This window comes from Paenibacillus sp. LC231 (genome assembly GCF_001860525.1).
Taxonomy (GTDB): domain Bacteria; phylum Bacillota; class Bacilli; order Paenibacillales; family Paenibacillaceae; genus Paenibacillus_AQ.
On record NZ_JFOM01000037.1, the window covers coordinates 116,175 to 139,611 of the forward strand.

General features: G+C 39.7%; 24 protein-coding genes and 1 riboswitch. All 24 genes read right to left on the reverse strand.

Annotation, left to right across the window (positions count from 1 at the left end; all coding sequences use genetic code 11):
* Window positions 1–100: 100 nt before the first annotated feature.
* Window positions 101–1,186 carry a copper resistance D family protein gene (locus AK95_RS21650; protein WP_071221974.1) on the reverse strand — a complete coding sequence of 362 codons (1,086 nt, stop codon included), beginning with the start codon at window positions 1,184–1,186 and terminating at the stop codon, window positions 101–103.
* The gene (locus AK95_RS21655) at window positions 1,183–1,800 is read right to left on the reverse strand and encodes a copper resistance CopC family protein (protein WP_071221975.1); all 618 of its coding nucleotides are present in this window, start codon (window positions 1,798–1,800) and stop codon (window positions 1,183–1,185) included. The genes AK95_RS21650 and AK95_RS21655 overlap by 4 nt, the downstream gene beginning before the upstream one ends.
* Window positions 1,801–1,977: 177 nt before the next feature.
* A complete protein-coding gene (locus tag AK95_RS21660; protein WP_071221976.1) occupies window positions 1,978–2,838 on the reverse strand; it encodes a M56 family metallopeptidase in 861 nt (286 codons plus the stop codon).
* Window positions 2,831–3,256, reverse strand: a complete 426-nt coding sequence (locus AK95_RS21665) for a BlaI/MecI/CopY family transcriptional regulator (RefSeq protein ID WP_071221977.1) — start codon at window positions 3,254–3,256, stop codon at window positions 2,831–2,833. The genes AK95_RS21660 and AK95_RS21665 overlap by 8 nt, the downstream gene beginning before the upstream one ends.
* A gap of 199 nt (window positions 3,257–3,455) precedes the next feature.
* The gene (locus AK95_RS21670; protein WP_071221978.1) at window positions 3,456–4,196 is read right to left on the reverse strand and encodes a pirin family protein; all 741 of its coding nucleotides are present in this window, start codon (window positions 4,194–4,196) and stop codon (window positions 3,456–3,458) included.
* Between the two features lie 174 nt (window positions 4,197–4,370).
* Complete coding sequence (gene qoxD / locus AK95_RS21675) at window positions 4,371–4,655, reverse strand: cytochrome aa3 quinol oxidase subunit IV (protein ID WP_036638605.1); 285 nt, start codon at window positions 4,653–4,655, stop codon at window positions 4,371–4,373.
* A gap of 2 nt (window positions 4,656–4,657) precedes the next feature.
* Complete coding sequence (gene qoxC / locus AK95_RS21680) at window positions 4,658–5,254, reverse strand: cytochrome aa3 quinol oxidase subunit III (protein ID WP_071221979.1); 597 nt, start codon at window positions 5,252–5,254, stop codon at window positions 4,658–4,660.
* A complete protein-coding gene (qoxB, locus tag AK95_RS21685; protein ID WP_071221980.1) occupies window positions 5,251–7,200 on the reverse strand; it encodes a cytochrome aa3 quinol oxidase subunit I in 1,950 nt (649 codons plus the stop codon). The genes qoxC and qoxB overlap by 4 nt, the downstream gene beginning before the upstream one ends.
* A 24-nt stretch (window positions 7,201–7,224) precedes the next feature.
* Complete coding sequence (gene qoxA, locus AK95_RS21690) at window positions 7,225–8,148, reverse strand: cytochrome aa3 quinol oxidase subunit II (protein ID WP_071221981.1); 924 nt, start codon at window positions 8,146–8,148, stop codon at window positions 7,225–7,227.
* Between the two features lie 364 nt (window positions 8,149–8,512).
* A complete protein-coding gene (locus AK95_RS21695) occupies window positions 8,513–10,681 on the reverse strand; it encodes a heavy metal translocating P-type ATPase (protein ID WP_071221982.1) in 2,169 nt (722 codons plus the stop codon).
* 182 nt (window positions 10,682–10,863) lie between these two features.
* Window positions 10,864–11,238 (reverse strand): ArsR/SmtB family transcription factor, encoded by a 375-nt coding sequence (locus tag AK95_RS21700; protein WP_071221983.1) that lies wholly within the window; start codon window positions 11,236–11,238, stop codon window positions 10,864–10,866.
* Between the two features lie 128 nt (window positions 11,239–11,366).
* Complete coding sequence (locus AK95_RS21705) at window positions 11,367–12,404, reverse strand: flavin-containing monooxygenase (RefSeq protein ID WP_071221984.1); 1,038 nt, start codon at window positions 12,402–12,404, stop codon at window positions 11,367–11,369.
* Between the two features lie 264 nt (window positions 12,405–12,668).
* Window positions 12,669–13,145: a C40 family peptidase gene (locus AK95_RS21710; protein WP_071221985.1), complete on the reverse strand. Its 477-nt coding sequence runs from the start codon at window positions 13,143–13,145 to the stop codon at window positions 12,669–12,671.
* 3 nt (window positions 13,146–13,148) lie between these two features.
* Window positions 13,149–13,282, reverse strand: a riboswitch (cyclic di-AMP (ydaO/yuaA leader).
* 253 nt (window positions 13,283–13,535) lie between these two features.
* Window positions 13,536–14,441 (reverse strand): prolipoprotein diacylglyceryl transferase, encoded by a 906-nt coding sequence (gene lgt / locus AK95_RS21720; protein ID WP_083397703.1) that lies wholly within the window; start codon window positions 14,439–14,441, stop codon window positions 13,536–13,538.
* A gap of 379 nt (window positions 14,442–14,820) precedes the next feature.
* Window positions 14,821–15,270: a disulfide oxidoreductase gene (locus AK95_RS21730; protein WP_071221988.1), complete on the reverse strand. Its 450-nt coding sequence runs from the start codon at window positions 15,268–15,270 to the stop codon at window positions 14,821–14,823.
* Window positions 15,271–15,954, reverse strand: coding sequence for a DsbA family protein (locus tag AK95_RS21735; protein ID WP_071221989.1), 684 nt, complete (start codon window positions 15,952–15,954; stop codon window positions 15,271–15,273). It lies immediately after the preceding gene.
* Between the two features lie 99 nt (window positions 15,955–16,053).
* Complete coding sequence (locus AK95_RS21740; protein ID WP_071221990.1) at window positions 16,054–16,767, reverse strand: cytochrome c biogenesis CcdA family protein; 714 nt, start codon at window positions 16,765–16,767, stop codon at window positions 16,054–16,056.
* A gap of 63 nt (window positions 16,768–16,830) precedes the next feature.
* Window positions 16,831–17,676 carry a cytochrome c oxidase assembly protein gene (locus AK95_RS21745; protein WP_071221991.1) on the reverse strand — a complete coding sequence of 282 codons (846 nt, stop codon included), beginning with the start codon at window positions 17,674–17,676 and terminating at the stop codon, window positions 16,831–16,833.
* A 285-nt stretch (window positions 17,677–17,961) separates the two neighbouring features.
* Window positions 17,962–18,327 (reverse strand): ArsR/SmtB family transcription factor, encoded by a 366-nt coding sequence (locus AK95_RS21750; protein ID WP_028407066.1) that lies wholly within the window; start codon window positions 18,325–18,327, stop codon window positions 17,962–17,964.
* 84 nt (window positions 18,328–18,411) lie between these two features.
* A complete protein-coding gene (lpdA, locus tag AK95_RS21755; protein WP_071222307.1) occupies window positions 18,412–19,821 on the reverse strand; it encodes a dihydrolipoyl dehydrogenase in 1,410 nt (469 codons plus the stop codon).
* Window positions 19,822–19,855: 34 nt separating this feature from the next.
* Window positions 19,856–20,491 carry a cadmium resistance transporter gene (locus AK95_RS21760; RefSeq protein ID WP_071221992.1) on the reverse strand — a complete coding sequence of 212 codons (636 nt, stop codon included), beginning with the start codon at window positions 20,489–20,491 and terminating at the stop codon, window positions 19,856–19,858.
* A 26-nt stretch (window positions 20,492–20,517) separates the two neighbouring features.
* Window positions 20,518–21,189, reverse strand: a complete 672-nt coding sequence (locus tag AK95_RS21765) for a class I SAM-dependent methyltransferase (protein WP_071221993.1) — start codon at window positions 21,187–21,189, stop codon at window positions 20,518–20,520.
* Between the two features lie 276 nt (window positions 21,190–21,465).
* Window positions 21,466–22,725, reverse strand: a complete 1,260-nt coding sequence (cypC, locus tag AK95_RS21770) for a CYP152 family fatty-acid peroxygenase CypC (RefSeq protein ID WP_071221994.1) — start codon at window positions 22,723–22,725, stop codon at window positions 21,466–21,468.
* Window positions 22,726–22,955: 230 nt separating this feature from the next.
* A complete protein-coding gene (gene lspA / locus AK95_RS21775) occupies window positions 22,956–23,411 on the reverse strand; it encodes a signal peptidase II (RefSeq protein WP_071221995.1) in 456 nt (151 codons plus the stop codon).
* Window positions 23,412–23,437 lie beyond the last annotated feature (26 nt).

Here is a 23,437-nt window from a genome sequence, read left to right on the forward strand (position 1 = left end):
CTTACCTCTTTTAACAGACGACAAAAAAGAGCCTAATCGAAAAAAGATCAGGCTCTTTTGGGATAAGTAATTTCATTTAACTAACAATATAAGTCTTAGCTCAGGATATTAAGGTCATAAACCCTACAAATGAAACAAACGTAAATATGAAGGCACATATCAGAGCAGCGTAAGCATTCTTATTTTTCTTAAACAACAGGTACATTGAAACGATACTACAAAGTGCCACTATAAAGAGGAACACAGATATCGGACTCCATGTCATTTCAACAGGAACCCGCACTCCTTTTCCTTGAATCAACCACATATATAACTTGGATGCTGATGATTCCATCAATTGAGGATTTAAATCATGAGGGGCTGGCTGCTGATTCATATAGCCTGTAACGGTATAGATCAGTAGAATAATGATTCCCTCAACCAACACCCACTTTTTAGGATTGAAATCCGTATGGTTTAGCTTCCTTTTTACTAAGAAACCATTGAAGAAAGCAATGACCAAAAGTGGAATCACGAATAGATGTTTTAACAATAAGGATTGGCCATATGAAGTGATCCAAGAGTTCACATAATCAGGATCTGTTCTCATATTTAAAAGTAATCCGGATACAAGGATGATAACCATAGCGATAATTGCGAGCGGATGATACCATCTTAAAAACACCTTCCACTCATCTGTTTTACTGGGTATAAACATGCCAGCAACAACCAGAATTCCTGCCCAAACGCTCACAGAAAGCAAATGTAAAAATTGTGTCCAAAAACCTATGATTCCAAAATTGGAGGATGCATGGCTTGACCACGAGAGAGTCCCGATAATACCAATCGCTAGTAAGAATAACCCCGTAAGAGCTGTTTTATTGGTTCCTCTATTATTAACTCCGTTGTTCACCAACACGATACTGATAAATAAGCCTGTGAATATCACAGTCCAAATATATGCTTTCCCTTCCGAGAAAAACAGCATGACATTCTTAAATATAAGTGCAAAACCAGCATCATCAGAGAAGAAGAGGACAATCCTGAGAACCGGTAGGAACGAAAAGATTGCGACTCCTACTGCTGCTATGATTAATAATTTGGCAGGGAATTTAACTTGTGTATGAATACGTGGGACGATAATGCCCCCGAATAAGATAGCTAAGCAACTATAAAGTATGGGTTCCCCTATCCAATACCAATTCATTTTTTCCTCCGAGTTATTACTCTTCCTACTCCAGCTATAATAAGGATGATCATAATACCAACCACAAAATAAATCCAAATATTACTTTTTCCTGTTTGATTTATGTCCGACTCCGTATTCGCTTGATTGCTGCTTGCCGTTTCGGATGTCACCTCAGGAGTTTCCTTTGGCTCAGAAACAGCCTCTTTATCTGCTATTTCCGGTTCCTTCTCATTGGTTTCTGTAACCGGCTCCTTTGCTTTGATATTAACAATAAAGTCATATTTTCCTTCTATAGGGTGACCGTCTTTCCCAACAATTCTCCATTCAATGGTATACGTACCATTTTCAAGAGCAGTCCCATCCATAATATGCCTTGTCATCGTATTCCCCTCAATCGTAGTTTGATCAAGAGGCACTTCCTGTTTCGATTCATGAATGATTTTAAAAGAGCTAAGTTTTTCAATATTCGTGTCAAATTGCAGGGATACATCCTTAAGTTCCGTCGTTACGGTTTCCCCTTCTTTGGGTGATGACATTTCCAATTGAGTATGTGCAAATATGGTGGTTGGGAAGGCAAAAACAAGTGCAAACATCATCCCTATTATTATGTGCTGACCTATTTTCTTTATCATAATAAAGCAACCCTTTCAAATTTAAATTAACATTGCTATCAGACTAACACATGAAGATATGTTCATTCAATAATGTTAAAACTCTAATTCTGACAAATTTAAGACAGAGTGAATTTCTTATGCAGAAATTCACTCTGTTAGATTGTTGCGCACTTCATAAAACTAATTAGGTACGAATTAAATACATTCCATGATAATGATGATTCCCATCAATACCGGCACAATCAGGGAAGCATACAAAGCTTTCTTTCTAAATACCATCACTTGTAATCGACGCTCTGGGTCCATCAGCTGCTGAATTCGATAATTTATCGCGGTATGTGAGAAGTGCACACCATAACCCGGAGTTTTTACGGTTTGATTCTTGATTAAATCAAGGAGTACATGGCCTAAAGGCGACTCACTCCCCATCTTTGCAATTGCAAATCGGTCTGCATTCAGTTCCATCCATATTTGATAGTATTGAACCAGCTCTTTTACGATCGGGACATAAATAAGACTCTTAGAACCGATACATAACATTACATTATGAAGAGGATGCCGCCTTAAACAGTGAAATGATTCATGCAAAATAATTGCATTTAGTTTCTCATCATTGAAATGGTTGATAAGACCGGTAGATAGCACGATGTAGGGCTTAAAGAGACCTGACGTCACTGCAATCTTTCTTGAATCTGAGACTACTTTGACCTTACAATTCAAATCTACGTTTTTTTCTGTATAGTAAATAGACAATTCAGGCAATTCGTTAGAACTAACGAATTTCCCCCAACTTCGATATAGAAAAATTTGCTTTATGGTTTGATAACTAAGAATGATGAGTGAATACGCAATAAAAGCATTTATAAAAATCTCATGATTAAACAATGCATCTCGAATGGTAGACATCATCAATGGGGTAATATCGGAATCGAACGGCACATCTTTAATTTGGTGAAGGACATTGTAACCCATCTGAAGCAAGACAGTTGCACAGATTAGTAAAGCAATGGTTAAGGATATTTTCGGATTATGACTAAAATCACTTGGTTTATTCATCTCGTCTCATTTCCTTCAACTTTAGCTCTAATTGTTTGATTAAATCAGGGTCAGCACTGTCTAGATTATCGATTAAATTTTTGACCAAAAATGTACCAAAGTCCGCAAAGAGACTGTCTGTAACAGCTCGTGTCTGCTCAGTGATAAATTGCTCTTTCGTTTGGGGGGCATAAAAATGTGACACCTTTGCCCGCCCTTTACCCGATGATTCTCTAATGAGATATTCCTTTTCGACCAGTCTTGTCATGACTGTCATTACAGCGTTTTTCGATATCGGATTCTCATCATCAATCATCTCGTGAACTTCTTTTATTGTTACTCTACCTTTTGCCCATATGATATCCATAATTTTCGCTTCTAACGAGCCGAAAAAACGATTAAGACCTTCCTCATCCATGTTAATCTTTTTTATTCGCATGATAATCCACCTTTTCCAAGTTGATTAATATCATAGTATGATGTTTTAAACCGACTACTATACTTTAAATCATCTTTGGGAATATGCCAATAACACTCATTCAACTGGATGAGGATCCTTTTTATAGGAATAAAAAAATATCTTAATCGGTCTCGGAACTGAAATCGACAAATAGCTTTACCCAGACCTGAATATGCGCTTAAGTAAAATCATCCCGCCTTACGTCAACAATAACGGCTCGAAGGTAACCATTGTGAGAAGTTTGAAGATGTACAGCTTCTGTGTCACTTTCTGTGGAATAAACCACCACAAAGTCCCCTTTTTGAAAGTGGCCTAAACCATCATTTAGATTCCCTTGGCCTTCAACGATAAACAGGGTCATGACTCGAAACGGTGCAAGGGTTAATGACGTGGATGCCCTGTGTTCAAGCTCCAAATCTATCATGGAAACATCTGTTTTTAGCGTAATTGGGGAATTGTCACCAATGATCTGACGAACTCTCACACCTCCCTTTTGTTTCACAAAAAACTCACTTGAATGATACCCACGATGGCGCGGAAGATCTCTAACACTTTGGGGGCGTTTCGGATCAAACCATATTTGAAATCCATGTGCTCGGGCACCTAAGAAACGCTCTTGATGACATACCCCCGTTGCAGTCTGCAGTACGTGGACTCCCCCCCGACTAACTCTATAGACCTTCCCTTTAACGTCATGTTCCATTGTTCCCTGTAGTATATAAGTCAAAATTTCGTACCGATGATGATATTGCATAGGGGAACTAAAATAATCACTTACTCGAAACCAGTTCCAGTAAAACAGAGGACCCACTTCCTTTTCGTCCGGTGTTTTGCCACAACTGACGGGTATATGACCGTTTAATTGTGCCCCCCATTCCATAAACCCTTGATTACGAGATGGATAAATGTGAATGTTCATATATAGCCCCCTGTTAAAACAATTCAACTCGTATGAATGAAGAATACGCCACCAAAAAGCATTCAGGGAGAGCTGCTGACTTACTTATAGATACATTCGAATTGGAATCAGCGACTACTTATTGAACACAATCAAGAAGTAGCCGCCTGCAGTCCGACTTGCACATTGATTTAATCAGTAATAACCCCAGATTAATGTCAGAAGTGTACCGAATACCGTGACTAAAGCAATAAAAATCCCATAATACAGACTTGTGTATATTGATTTCTTATCTTCCGTTTCACCAGCATGCATAAACACAACTAATTGTATAGCTGCCTGAATGAACGCTGTAACAAGAAGAATGGTGGCCCCGACCGCGAAGGACATATCCAGGAAGTATACCGTAAGGGCAGCGGCGATCAGGACAAGTGAAAATACAAAACCGATCACTTGTTTTCGCGGGAATAACTCTTTCATGGTCACATCATTCCTTTCAGGAAGACGAAGCTAAAGATAAAAATCCAAACAACGTCAAGGAAATGCCAATACAGAGAGAAAATAAATGCTTTATTCGTGGTTGCTGGAGTTAATCCATGCTTTTTTATTTGAATGATAATGAACAATCCCCAAGCTAAACCTATCGCAACATGCGCCCCATGAATACCTAAGGTAGTAAATAGAATCGCAGTAAAACCGCTAGTCTGGAGAGTAGCCCCCTCATGAACGTACACAAAGAAATCATATATTTCGACACCTAGAAAGCCTAATCCGAGAAGCAACGTAATCAGAAAAAATGTGATCATTGCTTTTGGTCTTCCTATGCGCATAGCATGTATGCCTAATCCGATTGTAAAACTGCTTGCCAAAAGCAAAATAGTTTCAATTATTACTGGGGCGATTTCAAATAATTCAGCACCTGTCGGGCCGCTGCCTGTTCGATTAACTAGTGTAAAATAAGAAGCAAACAGCGTTCCGAAGAGTGCGATTTCAGCCCCAAGAAAAATCCAAAATCCAAAAATATTGAGTCGGTTTTGTTCTGTTCCATATTCTAGTGGGAGCGATGGATCTGTTTTCATTCTCTAACCTCCCCCAATCTTTTTTCAGTAACAATAATTTTTTCAACGGGGATGTAATGTCCATCATCTTTTTCAAATGAGCGATACGCCAAACAAGCAAAAATGCCGATTGTAGCTGCAATGGCGACGCCCCACATAGCGAAGACTAGTGCAAATCCCCATACGAAGAAAATAATCGCCATGATGAATGGTAATCCGCTATTATTCGGCATATGAATTTGATCAATTTTATTTCTGAAAAGTTTGAATCCTTTCTTCTTATAATCCCAGAACGCTTCAGTTGAATTTACCGTTGGAATTACAGCAAAGTTGTATTCAGGTACTGGACTGTGTGTCGCCCACTCTAATGATCGAGCGTCCCAAGGATCAGCCGGAATATCTCTTGATGCAAATCGAGTGCTGTAATAGATGTTATACACGATGAGTACAAATCCGATTAACAGCCCAATTGCTCCAATAAATGAAATCATATTCCACAGACCAAATCCGGTAGACTCTGAATATGTGTACATTCGTCTTGCCTGTCCGTCTAAGCCAGAGATAAACATAGGGAAGAAGGTTACACAAACACCTACTGCAATAAACCAGAATGCCCATTTCCCGATTCTCTCATTTAGCATAAAGCCGAACATTTTTGGCCACCAGTAAGTAAGACCCGCAAGCATCGCAAATACGACTCCTGGAATAATAACCAGATGGAAGTGGGCCACTAAGAACATGGTGTTATGGTACTGATAATCCGCACTGGCCATTCCCAGCATGACGCCGGTTACTCCACCAATGGTGAAAATGGGGATAAACCCTAAGGAATACAGCATGGGAACCGTAAAAACAATTTTCCCTTTTCTAAGGGTGAATAGCCAGTTAAATATCTTGATCCCCGTCGGTACGGCTATAGCCATAGTCGTAATCGAGAAGATACTGTTCACAAGCGCTCCCTGACCCATTGTAAAGAAATGATGTACCCAAACTAAGAATGAAAGTGCAGAGATGGCAACCATGGATATTACCATGGATTTGTAGCCATAGAGATTACGTCGAGCAAAGGTAGAAATAATCTCACTATAAATACCGAATGCTGGCAGGATTAAAATGTAGACTTCTGGATGACCCCAAACCCAGAACAAATTAGCCCAAAGCATGTCCATGCCGCCATCTGCCGTTGTAAAGAAGTTGGTGGCAAATAATCGGTCCATTGTCCCCATGATGAGCGCAATGGTTAGGACAGGAAACGCAAACACAATAATAAGGTTAGTAATCAGCGCGGACCATGTGAACATGGGCATCTTCATCAAGGTCATACCTGGTGCTCTCATTTTTAATATCGTCGTGATAAAGTTGATCCCCGTTATCAAAGTACCCATGCCCGAAATTTGAAGAGCGAACATATAGTAATTCGTTCCTACGGACTGGCTAAACTCGTTCCCGGCAAGAGGGAAGTAAGATGACCAACCAGCATCAGGAGATCCACCGATTACAAAAGAAATGTTAAATAGCATGGCACCGGAAAAATATAACCAATAACTTAAGGCATTTAGCCTCGGAAATGCAACATCCCGAGCGCCAATCTGAAGTGGCACCACAAAGTTCATTAAAGCCATAATAAATGCCATCGCCATAAAGATAATCATGACAACCCCATGGGTTGTAAATATTTCATTATACTCTTGGGCTCCAAGAAGATTATTATCAGGTACAGCCGTTTGTGCACGCATCATAATCGCGTCTGCGCCGCCTCTGAATAACATCAGCAGAGCAGATATGAGATACATGATACCAATACGTTTATGGTCAACCGTTGTTAACCACTCACGCCATAAGTAACCCCATTTTTTATAGTAGGTTAAGCCAAAGATTATCGCGAAAACGGTAAGAGCTATAGCAACCATTGAGGCATAAATTGTCGGCCCCGGGTTGGGGACGGCAAATCGATCGAAAAAATCCATGCTCCTGTCTCCTTTCTGCTGAACTCAATGGTTCATGTTACTCATATTGCTTTCATCAGGATTTTCTTTGCCTTTTTCGTCAGTTGGAGGATCACCTTCAGCATCCGTTTCTTTGGTTGAAGGATGGTGCCCTGCTGGAGGTGGTGAAAAGCCTAAGTGTGTTCCTGTAAATGTGGACTGTCCAAGATGTCCTGGTTCGAGCAGTTCGTTAAATTTCTCTTCGGTGAGAGGTTTAGCTGTTGCTTTAACTTCAGTGACCCAATCATCATATTCTTCTGGAGAAAGTGCTTTTACGCTAAACGTCTGTTGAGCAAACCCTTCACCAGAGAAGTTAGCATTCCGGCCGGTGTATTCACCTGGCACATCAGCTGCAAGATTTAGAGTGTTTACCATATCAGCCATGGCATACTTCTGTCCACCGAGCTGGGGAATCCAAAAACTCGATATGGGTCCGTAAGAATACAGTTTGAATTGAATCGGTCTGTCAGTCGGGATAAACAAGTAATTTAGGGTTTCAATATCTTCTTCAGGATAACTAAAATGCCATTTCCAGTTGGAAGAAGATGCGTATATGACTAAAGGCTCCTCCTTATATCCTTTAGGGATAGCTTCCACTTCATAAGTGGATTTCACCGTTACAAACGAAAGGAAAGCTACGATTAATATGGGGATCGATGTCCAGAGTATTTCGAGTTTGAGACTTCCTTCAATATGAGGAGGTTCATACTCATCACTTTGCTTGGAGGCTCGATACTTCCTTATAATCGAAACATAAAGTGCAATCACAACCACAACAACAATCGCCATGGTCCATATGGATATCATAATGACATCAGCTGTTGTACGAGCTTGCGGTCCCTTCGGATCTAAGACCTTAAGTGGCTCACAACCGGTCAGAATAGTAGCAAAAATAAAAATCAATGATAACGTTGCCCATTTTGTTTTCATGAAGTACCCCTTTCTCATAAATTCAAGTCATACGTTTTTAGATTATCAGATCGCACTCAATAGTTATCTTTCCTTCACTCCTCCTGTCGACTTATACGTGCTTAAACCATTGTATATAATTAAGACTACGCAATGTGGTCTTTTAGGCGATTGTCATAACTCTTTCACGCTTTATTCACCTTTTCAACACAAATCAGCCTCAGAATATTCACAACCACGCTCTGTATTGTTAGATAGTTTATATCCTAATGCCAGGAGATAACATCCGAACCCTTTGATCCTTTCGAGCTTGCTGGTTATAGAACTGCTAAAGAAGGTACTATGGTTATGAAATAAAAAAAGAGCCGCTTACGGCTCTTTGATTTTAACTCTTCATGACACGAACTGCGTTTAATACAGCGAGGAGTGTTACCCCAACGTCGGAGAAAACGGCTTCCCACATCGTTGCAATGCCAAAGGCTCCAAGTAACAAGAACACGGCTTTAACTCCAAGTGCGAAGATAATATTTTGCCACACGATTCTTCGGGTTCTCTTCGCAATACGAATGGCGGATGAAATCTTGGATGGTTCGTCTGTCATAATAACGATGTCAGCAGCCTCAATGGCCGCATCTGAACCGAGTCCACCCATTGCAATTCCCACATCCGCTCTAGCTAATACAGGTGTATCGTTAATACCATCTCCAACGAATATGATTTTCTCTTTTGATGTTTTCTGTTGATCCAGCTTTTCAATTTCTTCTACTTTATGCTGTGGAAGCAGTTCAGCATGTACCTCATCTAATCCGAGTTTGCGTCCCACAGCTTCTCCTACAGTTTTGGAGTCCCCGGTTAGCATAACCGTCTTCTTAATGCCCAGTTCCTTCAATGAGCGAATAGCTTCTGCAGAATCCTCTTTCACCTCATCCGAAATGACAATATACCCTGCATATTCTCGATCAATACTAATGTGTACGATAGTACCTAAATCTTCAGGTTGATCAAATGGAATTTGCTCTCTCTTCATTAATTTCGCATTACCGGCCAAGACTTCTTTTCCACTGACCTTTACTTGAATGCCATGACCAGATATCTCGTTGTATCCTTCCAATTCTTCTTCACGTGTTTCCTGAGCGTATGCTGCTCTTATTGATTCTGCAATCGGGTGGGTAGAGTGCATTTCGGCGTAAGCCGCATATTTGAGCAACTCGTCTCTAGAAATCTCGCCCATGGGATGGATGTTGGTTACCGTAAATGCTCCTTTTGTAAGGGTCCCCGTCTTATCAAAAACAACGTATTTGACATCATTAAGAGCTTCGAGATAATTACTTCCTTTAACCAATACCCCTTTTTTCGAAGCAGCTCCAATACCACCAAAAAATCCGAGCGGAATCGAAACAACTAAAGCGCAAGGACATGAAATAACTAAGAATACTAAAGCACGATAAATCCAATCAGTGAATGTGGCTCCACTTATAATAAGAGGAGGTAGCACAGCGAGCAATACCGCAATAATGACTACCACTGGTGTATAATAGCGGGCAAACTTTGTTATGAAATTTTCTGTTGGTGCTTTTTTACTGCTGGCATTCTGAACTAGATCCAGAATTTTTGAAACTGTAGATTCACCAAAATCCTTGGCCACCTCTACCGTTAACACACCATTCTTATTAATAAATCCACTCAGAACATCTTGACCTGGTTCCACTTCTCTTGGAACCGATTCACCAGTTAATGCAGAGGTATCCACCGCTGACATCCCTTCAATGACCTTACCATCCAAAGGTACCCTTTCGCCTGGCTTTACGACAATATAGTCACCGATTTTAACTTCTTCCGGAGATACACGTTTTGTATCGCTACCCATTTTAAGGTTTGCATAGTCAGGGCGAATATCTAAAAGAGCACTGATGGACTTTCTAGAACGATTTACAGCGATCCCTTGGAACATCTCCCCAACCTGATAGAACAACATCACGGCGACACCTTCAGGGTATTCCTGAATGGCGAAAGCACCAAGTGTTGCTATCGTCATAAGGAAGTTTTCATCAAAAACCTGGCCGCGAACAATATTTCTAGCTGCCCGAAAGACAATATCTCCACCTATAACAATGTAAGCTACTGCAAACAGTGCAAATTCTAAATAACCGGAGAAAGAAGAAAATAAGCCAACCGCAGCAATAGCGGTACCAAACAATAAACGAATTAACATCCGTTTCGTATTTTCATTTCCATGTTCATGAGAATGTCCGTGATCATCTTCATGACCGTGACTGTCCTCTGAATGTAAGGCCCCTGCTGCAGATTTGTTCTTTTCAATTACTCGGATATGAGGCTCTAGTGTTTTCACTTTCTCCTTGGCTTTCGATACAATGTTTTCAACCTGTCCGTTCGCAGTTTCCATCGTTAGTGTCTTCGTTACAAAATTAACGGAACAGGAACTTACACCTTCAATTTTCTTAACACCATTTTCGATTTTCATTGCACAATTAGCACAATCTAATCCTTCTAATATCAATTCTTTTTTAACCCTTTGTTGTTGAGCTTCCATCATATAATCTCCTTTCCACCAACCTTGCCGTACACACATGAACAATTATTCATATGTTATTTAAACTCATTATATTCAAATGAAAACTTAGTTGTCAATTATTTCGTACATTCTCCTCTAAATTAGGTGAAGACTTCTAAACACATCAAAAAAAGCACCAGCAGCTGACTGCGGGTGCTTTCATGTTATTCTCCATGCATTGTATGTTGTAGGGTTTGTGTAAAAATCTGCTCGATGTGCGTATCATCCAATGAATAAAACACCGTCTTGCCCACTTTACGACGTTTTACGATCCTCATATTACGAAGGTATCGCAGTTGATGCGAGATCGCTGACTGTCCCATCTCGAGTAATACAGAGAGATCATGGACACATAATTCTTTCTGCAATAAAGCATTGATCAATTTAACCCGAGTAGGATCACTGAAGGCTTTAAACCAGTCTGCCACTTGAACAGCTGCTTGCTCATCAATCATTTCGGCCTTAACTTGTTTTAAATCAGCCTCTGATCCAAAGCATGATGTGTCACAATCTTCAATCAAGGGATCCTTCTGCTCCATTTTCGTAATCACCATCCTATTTACCATTACCACTTATTTTATAGCAAAGGCACAAAAAACGAAAGGATTACGATTAACAATCCGAATTTTGTCAGAAGAAAAAGTCTCGAACGACTTCTACCCTATTTTTATTCTCTCAGTAGATAATCAACAATACGCTTAGCATCATACTTCACCCATCCAAGCAGCGCTGACCCTCTTGATGTTTGCCACGGTAATCCAACAAAGTAGAGTCCTTTTACAACGGATACACCTTCCATATGATCAATATGCCCATCTTTAAATGCCGCTTCTATATCTATCCAGTGATCATCACGTTTAAAACCTGTAGCCCAGATAATGTTGTCGATATGTATGGGAGATTCTTCGTTCTGAAAATACACCGTTTGATCTACTATCTTTTCCGTCCTTGCATGAAGTTGTATCCTTCCTTGTTGAATGAGCAGCTTTAACTCTTTTCCATAAATCTGTTCTGGCATTGCATGCAACCATTTACCTAACGTACTTTTGCGGTTTGCTGTTAAAAAGCCCACCTTGTCGAAATACCAAAAAATACTCTTCCCGAAAATATGTAACGGTTTATACTGGATCTCACCGCTTGCAGACAGATGCACATCAAAATCATCTGCCAACTCACTGGCAATTTGGGCCCCAGAGTTTCCTGCACCTACAACAAGAACACCCCCTTCCTTGAGATGGTTCTTATTTCGATATTCAGAAGAATGTAATTGTATAACTGCATCACCAAGCTTGTCATGAAAGGAAGGAACTAGTGGCTTCTGAAAAGGACCGGTGGCTACTATAACTTTTTTTGATCTAAACGTACCCTTCGTTGTGGAGACTTCAAAGATTCCATTGTTCATGGTTAATGATGTAACTTGTGTATTGCTTTGAACAGGAAGTTCTAAACGCTTCGCATAATTTTTCAAATAATCGGCAACCTCATTTTTATGTGGTAAACCTTGAGGATCACCTTGAAAGGGAGCACCAGGTAAACTATTATACATTCTTGGCGTAAACAGATGAAGAGAATCATAGCGGTCTCTCCATGAATCACCAACCTCCCTGTGACCATCAAGGATGAGGAAATTCACTGAATTTTGTTTGAGATAGTAAGCAGCCGCAAGCCCGGCCTGACCTCCACCGATGACAATAGTATCTAACATATAAATATCATACCTCCTATAATATTTTTACTTAAAGTATCATATGAGCATTTATTCATCAATAATGAATATCTCAATATTGAGTATCGGCAGAAATGTAGATCTTCTATATAGGCATCAAGTATTTGGTGTTTTGTACACTTAATTATAAGTACAAACGTATGTCTAAGAAGGAAACACGATTGCAAACCTATGAGGGTAACATTGAATTGAAATCATAAAACAAGCCCTTCATTTATGAAGGGCTTGTTCATTTTAATTATTTCAGTTGTAACTTCCGACCATCATCATGTAACTTTTTTGACTAATGGTTCTTCTTGCAGTTACATAACGTTGTTTGTAATAGGTTTCTGACAGTTTACTTATCCTTACACCCTTACTACTGGACGAATGTGCAAATTGACCATTGCCAATATAGATTCCAGCATGAGAAATTCCCCTGCCACTCGTATTAAAAAAAACTAAGTCACCCGGTCTCAGATTAGCTTTTGAGACTGGAGTACCCACTTTGGCCTGAGCACTCGATGTACGTGGCAAATCTAAGTTGAATTTATCAAAAATGTAAAGAATAAAGCCGGAGCAATCGAAACCACTTGAAGTTGTACCTCCCCATTTATAGGGTGTTCCAACGACTTTACTTACTTCAGTAGTCAACTTAGGTTGATTATCTGCAAACGCACTGGCTGCTCCCGAAGATAATATAATGGCAGACCCTAACAACGACAGTAAAATTTTCTTCAAGATTATTTCTCCCTTCGATGCCTACGGAGTTAGCTGAGGGTTCGGTAGAAGGATCCCTATACTCCCTTTACTACAAGAATAATTCACCCAAAAATGGTTCCCCCGTTTTCAAAAACGAAATTCGGCACAATTTATGAATTTTTTGTAACCCTACATAATGTAGTCCATTTTTTCTCGATTGTCAATCTTATCATTAGAATTCTTTCCCTCCTTAAATTAATGTTAAGATTTGTTCAAATCCCGTACCTATTGGACTTATATCAGGACATTATTCAAAAAGAATTCATTTTGAACGCAGAAGCAAATAAAACAATAGTGTAATACTTTTGCAGAGGTTCGAAATATAAATAGCAGTCGAACCAAGGTCGACTGCCTCTTATATTAAATTAATTAAGGTCTATTGCTGGCGATTGGGTCTGCATATCGTTCCTGATGTTTTCTAAACCTTCGGTTTGCAATAAGGCTTATGGCAATAAGGACAATCAAGACACTTAATAGCTGCGAAACACGAACAGTACCATAACTCATTTCGCCTTCGTGAAACAAAAGCCCCATCGGTGACCAAAGCAATTTCATCAACGCTGCAAGCCAGTTAGAGGCATACCAAGCTAAACTGTCGGTACGCAGTCCTTCGATAAAAAACCGTCCAATGGAATACCAAGTGAAATAAGTCAAAAATAATTCCCCTGAACGTAGAAAAGGCTGACGTCTCAACCATAAGAGCAACAACAAACCAACAAAATTCCATATGGACTCATACAGAAAGGTCGGATGATAATAGACACCCTCGATATTCATTTGATTGACAATAAAGTTAGGCAGATGTAATGTTGTTCTGAGAAAATCCTCAGATACTGGCCCTCCGTGAGCTTCTTGATTTATAAAATTTCCCCAACGCCCGATCAATTGTCCTATAATCAATCCCGGAGCACATAGATCTGCAATGCGCCAAAAATTATAGCCACGCAAACGAAAGAAAAAAATCATAGCCATAATCGCTCCGATTAAAGCTCCGTAAATGGCGATTCCACCATTCCATATTTTGAAAACGTCCCAGAAGTTATTGCGGTAATCTTCCCACTTGAATACGACATAGTAAGCTCTAGCCCCGACGATAGCGGATGGCACGCCTACAAGTACCATATCCAAAAAGAACCCCGGATGGATCTGATACCGTTTGCCTTCTTGTATAACAACGATAAGACCTATGAGTGCAGCTACGCTTAAAATAATCCCGTACCAGTATAATTGAATTGGCCCTAATCGAAATGCAATTGGATTAATCGCCTCGTACAAATCCTTTCACCTCAATCCCACATCGTTTGTAACCGATGTATTGAGTAGTTCATAATTAATTAAACACCCTATATTTACATAAGGAAGGCGATACACTTTGAACAATGATACTTTTCTTTCACTTCTCAAGCCTAGGATTATGATTTTAAGCTCACTGTTACTGTTTACTATGATTAGTATCGTTTTTCTGACGGATATCTATTTTATCGATTTCAACAATACCGTTCATTTGATAGCATATTATATCTGTCCGTTTGTCATCCATTTACTATTATCCCTTTTCGTGAAGAACAAAGTGTCCTGGTTACTTGGTGCAACGCTAACAACTATTATCTCATTAGTACTGATTCTAGTAGTGGTTTTGGTGTTTTTTTAGCTGTTAGGAACCTGATTTTGGGTTCACACCAGTCTCAGATCTTGTAAGTATCATTAAGATTGTAATTAAAATAAAGGCTACTAATGCGAGAAAAGGAATCGTTATAAAACCAAACCAATTAATGTATTGTACATTACACGGCACCCCGTTCGTGCAGGGCTTGATCTCCTCAAATCCAGGGACTTTCTGCTCCAAGTAATGAAATAATGAAACGCATGCTCCAAAAATCGAAAATGGAAGCACATATTTTTTTATCCTTGTCTCACTGTAAAAAGCCGCAATTCCTAGAATGATACTGAGTGGATACATTAGTATTCTCTGATACCAGCACAATTCGCAAGGAATAAATCCTCTTATCTCGCTAAAATAGAGACTTCCAAGCGTTGCTGTAAGTGCGACAACCCAGGCTAAATATATTGTTTTGTCACGTACCACTACTCGATCCTCTCCCATCTATTCCTTAAGTTGCGCATTGATTAAGGAAGATATCTCCTCATAATCAAACGGGTTCGATACCATAACATTATTGATCATAATCGTTGGTGTTTGTTGTATATTATATTCACGGACTAATTCCTCATCTAAACTAACTTGGTCTTCGATCTGCTTACTTCCCATATCTTCTTTAAGCTTCGCTAGATCAATATTGGGCGTATATTCTTTAGCAAGCTCCAGCGCCTTATCTGGGGTTAGCCATGCGTTATCATGCTCCTCTGTTGCAGGTTGTGCATTAAATACTTCATGGTGAAATGTCCAAAATGCGTCAGGATCTTGCAGCATTATCGCTTCTGCAGCAAGTGCGCCTGTTTTTGATTCTTCACCATGAAAAAGAACATTAATATAGGAGAATGATGCTTGTCCTGTTTCGATAAAGTCCTTCGAAAGTTGTGGCATTATATTCTCCCCCCACGCTTTGCAGGAGGGACATTTGTAATCACCAAACTCCACGATTGAAACCTTTGCATTTTGGTCTCCTAGGGTAGGCTGATTTTCCGTAACCGGTGGATTATCGAATGCCCCTTCCGAACTTTTTGATTTCTGACTGCTTTGGTTTATCAAAACCAAAGCTACCATTAGCCCTACAATGATGATGGTAAAGATAACTAGATTTCTTGATGATTTCTTCTTATTATTCATGTTTCACCTCAGCTATTTATTCGTTTAGTGACCTTTTAGATGTTACTTACTTGCCGTTTTATATGTTTATCACCGCCTTAACTCCACATCTCGATTAGGTTAAAAACCTGTAAATCCGCCGTATAACCCAATTAACCAGATGGTGATCTTGGTCATTTGATCTGTGTAAAGCAATATTCCCGTGAGCACCATCATCGCTCCGCCAATTTTCATCATTAGTGAAGAGTACCTTGAGATCCATTTTAATCTGCCAATAAAAAAAGCCATAATAAGAAACGGTATTCCAAACCCTAGCGTATATGCGCTAATATAGCCCACTGCCTTTTCAGGATTTGTAACTCCCATAGCTAAAACGGCTGAAAGAATGGGTCCGATACACGGCGTCCATCCTGCAGAGAATGATAATCCAACTAATATGGATCCAAGATATCCTGACGGTTTATGCTTGATTTGAAACTTCCTATCCTTCATTAAAATCTGTAACTGAATAACTCCAAGCATGATTAATCCCATGACAATCACTAATAATCCGCCTAATTTTTGAATCAATTCGCGATTATTTGAAAATAAATCTCCTACTAAACTGGCTGATAACCCTAATGCGAAAAAAATGACAGAGAATCCTAGCATAAAGCATATGGTATGAGCAAAAGCCTTCTTTTGCATGATCCCCTTACCATCCTTTAACTCCTTAACAGAAATCCCGGTAATGTAAGATATATAGGATGGATAGAGCGGAAGACAGCAAGGAGATATAAAAGACAAAAATCCTGCTGCAAATGCTATCCATAGAGTCAAATTGTCTGGGCCCATAGTTAACTTCCTTTCTGCAATGAGAAAAAATCAATTATTTGGGAATTATGCAATGCTTGTGGTCTAAGTATTCGATGAGTCAATTTTCACATCATAAACTTCAATGGGGTCATCATGTTTCTCCTTCCGATACCATCTTGCTGAAATGATTGCAAGTGTGACTACAAATGCGGCCTCTTGCGTCATTTTCATGATAATCCCACCTAATTGTTGATCATCAATGGGACTCAAAAATGAAAGTAGTTGTGGAGCATTCACATATGGATCATAAAGAATGTTGCCGGCAAAAATTATGGCTACACATGCTGGATATAACAGAATTGCATTGGCTGCAATGTACCCTAACTTTTTTACATTGGATAGTTTATCAAATTCCGGTACAGGGCACATGAGTGGCCACCACATCTGAAATGACGCAATCACTAAAAAAACATGATATAAGCCTCCTAGGAATGGGATCTCCATCAGCTTATTAAAAACTACTGGGAAATGATATAAGGATAAAGCAGAGTTAAATAGAAACATGGCTAAGATAGGTCGACTAAAAAATGAGAGAAACTTCGAGGAAAACTTGGTATTTAATAAAGGGCGTATTAACCATGATGGCGTACCTAAATAAAAAAACAGCGGCATAATAAAGTATAATAAAGCTTGCTTCAACATGTGAGCGCTAAATAACACATGATGACTAAACGCATTGATTGGACTTCCAACCGCTATATAAAACGTAAACAAACCCGAAATAAACCATATTTTTTGTCCGGTTCTAACGGGTTCACTCTCATAAAAGCGGTTACGTAATGGACCAACATATAACAAGTAGATTACAGATAATAAAACGGTTATAAAAAATACGAGCGGACCCCATAATTCTGAAAAACTGAAATGTGTTAATACACTCTGATTCATCAATGGCAATAACTCCTTTTCCGTATCAAACAGTTAAAAGACTACACAACATAGTATATTACAAACTCAAGGTTACTGGTTATTACAATTGTTTGTCAACTTACTGAACTGAATATAATATGTGTATCTACCACTTGATTTTAGGACTCACCAAGGAAATGAACAAAGAAACGGGAAGATCTGCACTCTACATGAGTTCAATCTCCCCGTTTCTATTCCGTCCATTAATATGAGAAATCAATATATTCATTTGAACAGAACTGGTCCTCTTTGGATAAACTAGGTTCAAAACTGAATACTTTCTGACTGATGGTCTACAGCTAGCTTTATCAGCTGCTTTAACTGCATATCTTCTAGTGAGTAAAACACAAGTTTTCCTTCTTTACGGTATTTCGCGATCCCCATATTTCTAAGCAGTCGTAAATGGTGGGATGCTGTCGCCATTGTAGAACCAATAATATTGGCCACATCGCAGACGCATAACTCATCCTCATCGCATAAGGCATAGGCGACTTTTAACCGTGTAGGATCGGCAATGACCTTAAAAATTTGGGACATATTTTGAAAATCATGATTACTCAACTTTGCTTTAACACGTCTCACTTTATCTTCGTCGTAACAAAATATATCGCAAGTATCCTCCGTTGACATGTGTAACACCTCAATCTCATACTCATTTGAGTATTATCATATTTCAGTTACGGATGGTTGTCAAAAAAGCCAATACGCAGCAAACTAAATATGAATAGGATGTCCAAGAGCAACTTCAGCCGCTTCTGCAGTCATTTCACCAAGTGTTGGGTGAGCATGTATGGTAAGCACAATGTCTTCTAAGGTTGAACCCAGTTCAATGGCTAATGCGATCTCCGGAATCAGATCTGATGCGTTGGTCCCTACAATTTGTCCACCTAACACAAGACCTGTCTTATTATCCCCTACTAACTTTACAAACCCTTCAGCTGAGGTCAAAGATAGTGCTCGAGCGTTAGCAGCTAAAGGGAATTTACCTGTCAATACATCAACCCCCTGCTCTTTAGCTTCGAGCTCAGAAAGGCCGACCGATGCAATTTCCGGATCAGAAAATACAACGGAAGGAATCACTTTATAGTCAAAAATACTTGGAAGTCCTGCAATGGCTTCTGCTACGATTTTCCCTTCATATGAGGCTTTATGAGCTAATGCCGGTCCTGGAATAATATCTCCAATCGCGTATATATGTGGTAGACTGGTTTGACCTGACTCATTGACTTCAACAAGTCCTCGTTCTCCTAATTTAACACCAATCTTATCGAGACCAAGTTCACCATCCGTATTCGGTCTACGACCGACTGTAACTAGTACATAATCAGCCGTCGCTTGTCTTTCTTCATTATTTACGGTAAACGTTACGGTAACTTCATTCTCCGTTAGCTCAACTGACTGAGCCATCGCATCTGTATACACTGTAGCGCCCAAAGAACTTAAGTTCTTACTTACAATACGTGTAATATCCTTCTCAAACCCTGGCAATATGGTACTGGCCCCTTCCAACACCGTGATTTCTGTACCGAATTTTGCAAACATTTGTCCAAGTTCAATACCAATATATCCTCCACCGATGATAATGATACGCTTTGGGATTTCAGTGAGGCTTAAAGCTTCCGTCGAAGATAAGATACGTCCTCCGAAAGGAAATGGTTTTAATTCAATCGGACGAGAACCTACAGCGACGATACAGTTTTCAAAATGAACATGATAGCTTTCCTGCTTATTTGATACTTGTACTTCACGGTCACTTATAAATGTTGCTTCCCCTTTGATAACCGTAATTTTATTTTTTTTCATTAGCGAATGAATACCTGACTTCAGCCGATCAACCACTTCCTTCTGCTTCCATTGCTGAATTTGGGAGAAGTCAATTTCTATATCCCTTGCTGTTAGTCCGGGTATTCCTGGATTATGCATATCTTCGTGTCTATGGGCTGCCGAGATCAATGCTTTGGATGGTACACACCCGCAATTCAAACAAACGCCGCCAAGTTCTGATTTTTCAACCAATAATACTTTCTTCCCGAGTTGAGCTGCTCTGATTGCAGCCACATATCCACCTGATCCCCCGCCAATTACCAACAATTCAAAGTGCTGATTTGCTTGATCCATCCTAATCTCCTCCATCTTTGTTTATAAAATGTTTGTATTATTAATTCCAAGAGCTTCTGATAACATCTAAAACATCACCATGAAGCATGATGGATATACCCAGAACGATAAAAACGATCGGAATGATAACATTACCGTACTTCTGCAATATCTTCACAATAGCTGGGAAACTCGCTAGACGATAACCCAAGAAACACCAGACCGCAACCATAACCAGGAAAACGAGCGCGATATAAATGAGTGAGTCACTGCTTTGGGTTGTAAAATAAGGAATATATATTCCTAGGTTATCTCCACCGTTCGCAAAGGTAATCGCTGCTACCTTAGCAGTCAATGGACCAAAAAAACGATTACCCGTTAATTGAGCCTTTACATCACCTAACTTCTCCAGTGCTTCTTCAGCCTCATCTTCCTCTTTGGTGAAGAACATTCGAATACCAAGATAAATCGGTATCAAGCCAAGAAACCCAGCCCACTCTGGTGGTAGAAAAGTAAAGCCAAAAGCGCCAAGTAAGCTCAGTATCACTAAAAGTCCGAATCCAAGATACTGACCAATTACAATTTGCATATGACGCACTTTATCAATTTGGGCAAAAAAGATCATGAGGATAAAAATATCATCAATGTTGGTTACGATAAAGGTACCAATGGCCGATAAGAGTTGCGTAATAGTCATGGATGATTCTCCTTTCTATATGGGGCTTAACCACACTTCTTTGCTTTATATAGCGAAAGACTCCCATATAAGGTTGTGTATTGTGTTGTTTCCTTTATCGTATGGAATCCAGCCTTTAGGATAAATTCAGGTAAAAGTCCCTTTACATTATCCGTGGTTGTTGAAAATCCATCGAGGATCTGAATGGAGTAATATGCTGCACGCATAATGCCATTTTTCGCTTTCCCCCAATCGGCGATATGCAGCTCTCCTTCTGGTTTAAGTACTCTGAATATCTCCTTCAATGTTTGGAGCTTGTTTGTTGTGGTTAAATGATGAAACATTAGACTAGTGACCACGCGATCAAATGAGTGATCAGGGTATGGTAACTCGTACGAGTTACCTTGATCAAACTTAATGCTTAAATGCCTCTGGTCGGCCTTTGCCTTTGCCATTCGAAGAACATCGGGATCAATATCAAGACCAGTGACCTCTGATTCAGGATAACTTTGTTTTAATTGCACCGTTAATGTACCTGTACCACACCCAAGATCAAGTATTCGTTGTCCTGGATAACTTTGAACTTGTTTGATTAATTGGTTTTTAAATGTAGACTCTCTCATCGTCCAACGTAATACAGAATCATAAAAGGACGTGAGCCAGTGAAAACGTAGAGCCGGAATATAATCCAATTTGGTTTTGTCGTTTCTCCTCTTCATTGATCTACCCCAATTCACTGAACATTAATAATCAAACAGTCGTTTGAATGTATGATTATAATACACCATTATTTTCAAATAGTCAAATGTTCATTTGATTGTTTACAAAATGGAGTATTCGAACGGTTATGACATGCATTTTTAGACTTGGTATCGTAATACGAAAAACGAAAGCACGTCTCAATTACCGGTGGTTCCAAAAGAAATTAAACAACCTTAATCCGGGGATACTGAACTAAGGTTGCTTGGTGCTCATTTTCTCCTTTAAGGATGAAATTACAACCTCCTTTTAACATTTGTGATCTCTACTTTACTGTGTGGAATACTGGGCATGTTGACCATGCTGAAACTTAAATCTTGGTCGGGAACATCATAATCGATTTGATTTGCTAGATAATCAAGGGTCACTTTCATGATTTCAATAGTGACCCACTCACCTGCACAGCGATGACCCATTAAGTAGTCGCCACCACCCTGCGGAATAAAGCTGAAGGGGCTTCCTTCCCATTTAGCAAACCGATCCGGGTAGAACATATCAGGTTTTTCCCAAATCATGGGGTCATGATTTGTCCCATAAATATCTAGTAAGGTTAATGTACCTTCTTCAAATTTATAACCGTTCGAGGTGAACTCTTTTTTTACCAAAGCCACAACGAACGGAAAAAACGGATAGAAACGGCGAACTTCTTGTACAAACATTCGAGCATAATTTGCATCGCCGGATATAAGTTTCTCCCTCTCTTCTGGATAGTGGTGAACTGCCACCCCAATGAAATTAATGAATACGGCGATTGCCACAATCGGTCTTAAGATATTGATCACTTCTACAGCAGCAGTCTCGGTATCCAAAAGATTCCCTTCCAGATCGCGATGCCAAGTAAATCTGTGTAATACTGAATTTGCAGGGGGATTCAATTTCCCACCACGAACCTCATTTATGAGGTCTCCGACCCACTTTTCCACCTGATTCCGCGCATGTCTCCCAAGCCAATGAACTGGACCAATAGTAGCAGCCGACTCGAACATTGCCCCCAATTTTTTTGCTAACTCCTTAACTTCATCTTCTTGAACAGGAACACCCGCCCACTGGCAGGCTATCTTGCACATAATTTCCTTTGCTTCATCATAAAGAATAACCCTATCTGTCTGTTCCCATTTGTCGACTGCTTTCTCCCACTGTTCTTTTGTAATGTCATTTAAGATTTGAAGTCCGTCAGGAGACATGAGAGACATAAACATTTCCTTTCGATGTTTATGGGCCTGTCCATCTAGCGCCTGAACGCCATTCTTTCCAAACAATGTTTGCGCCACTCGGTTTGGTGCTGCATCCTTCCTTATAAATTTCTCAGTATCATAAAAAAGTTCCGCAGCTTCCTTTCCCTTCATGCAGATAGCTTTCATGCCAAGTAATCGGGTTTCAAAAATTTCAGAATTAAAACTGTGACATCTGTTCGAAATGTACATATATCCTTCTCTCATAAGGCTCAAACTATGGTCGATTCCTTCCTCTTTAGGCATTTGATTTGTATTTGACATATATGTCTCTCCATTTCATCATGAGTAATACTCATAACATTTACTTCTTTCGCCTCTTTATTCAAAAATTATGTAACGCAGATTTTTCGGAAAGGCAGTTGAAGAGTAAAGCTGATGCTAAAGAGCTATGATTGATGATTTCGTCTATCAGCTCCGGATCCACACCTGAACCCACGAGTTGTATCACTTTGCCAAAAGGCCGTCTTCAACCACTCCTAATTACTCCTGCCTCATGCCTTCTCCGTTCTAGAAACCCGCAGCGTATTGATCATGACCAAAACGCCCCCTGTGACAATATACACATCGGCCAAATTAAACACGGGATAGTTGATGAAGGTAAATTCCAGCATATCCACAACTTCGCCGTGAAGGGCACGATCTACAAAATTTCCGAGTGCCCCTCCAAAAATCAGAGCTAGAGCATAAGCTAGCTCTTTTTGTTTGCGATGAATTTTGTACAAATAAAAGATAATGCCAATAAGAACAATTGTCGTCACCACAATGAAAAAGAGCCGCTGGTTTTGCAGGATGCCAAACGCGGCCCCCCGATTTCGTATGGATGTCAATTGAATAAAACCCGATATAAGTGGTATCTTTTGACCGATATCCATAAAAGTAGCTACACTCCATTTGATGAACTGGTCGACAGCAAAGGCGACAATCGCAACGACATAGTATCGAAGCACATTCTCACATCCTCACAAATAAAGAG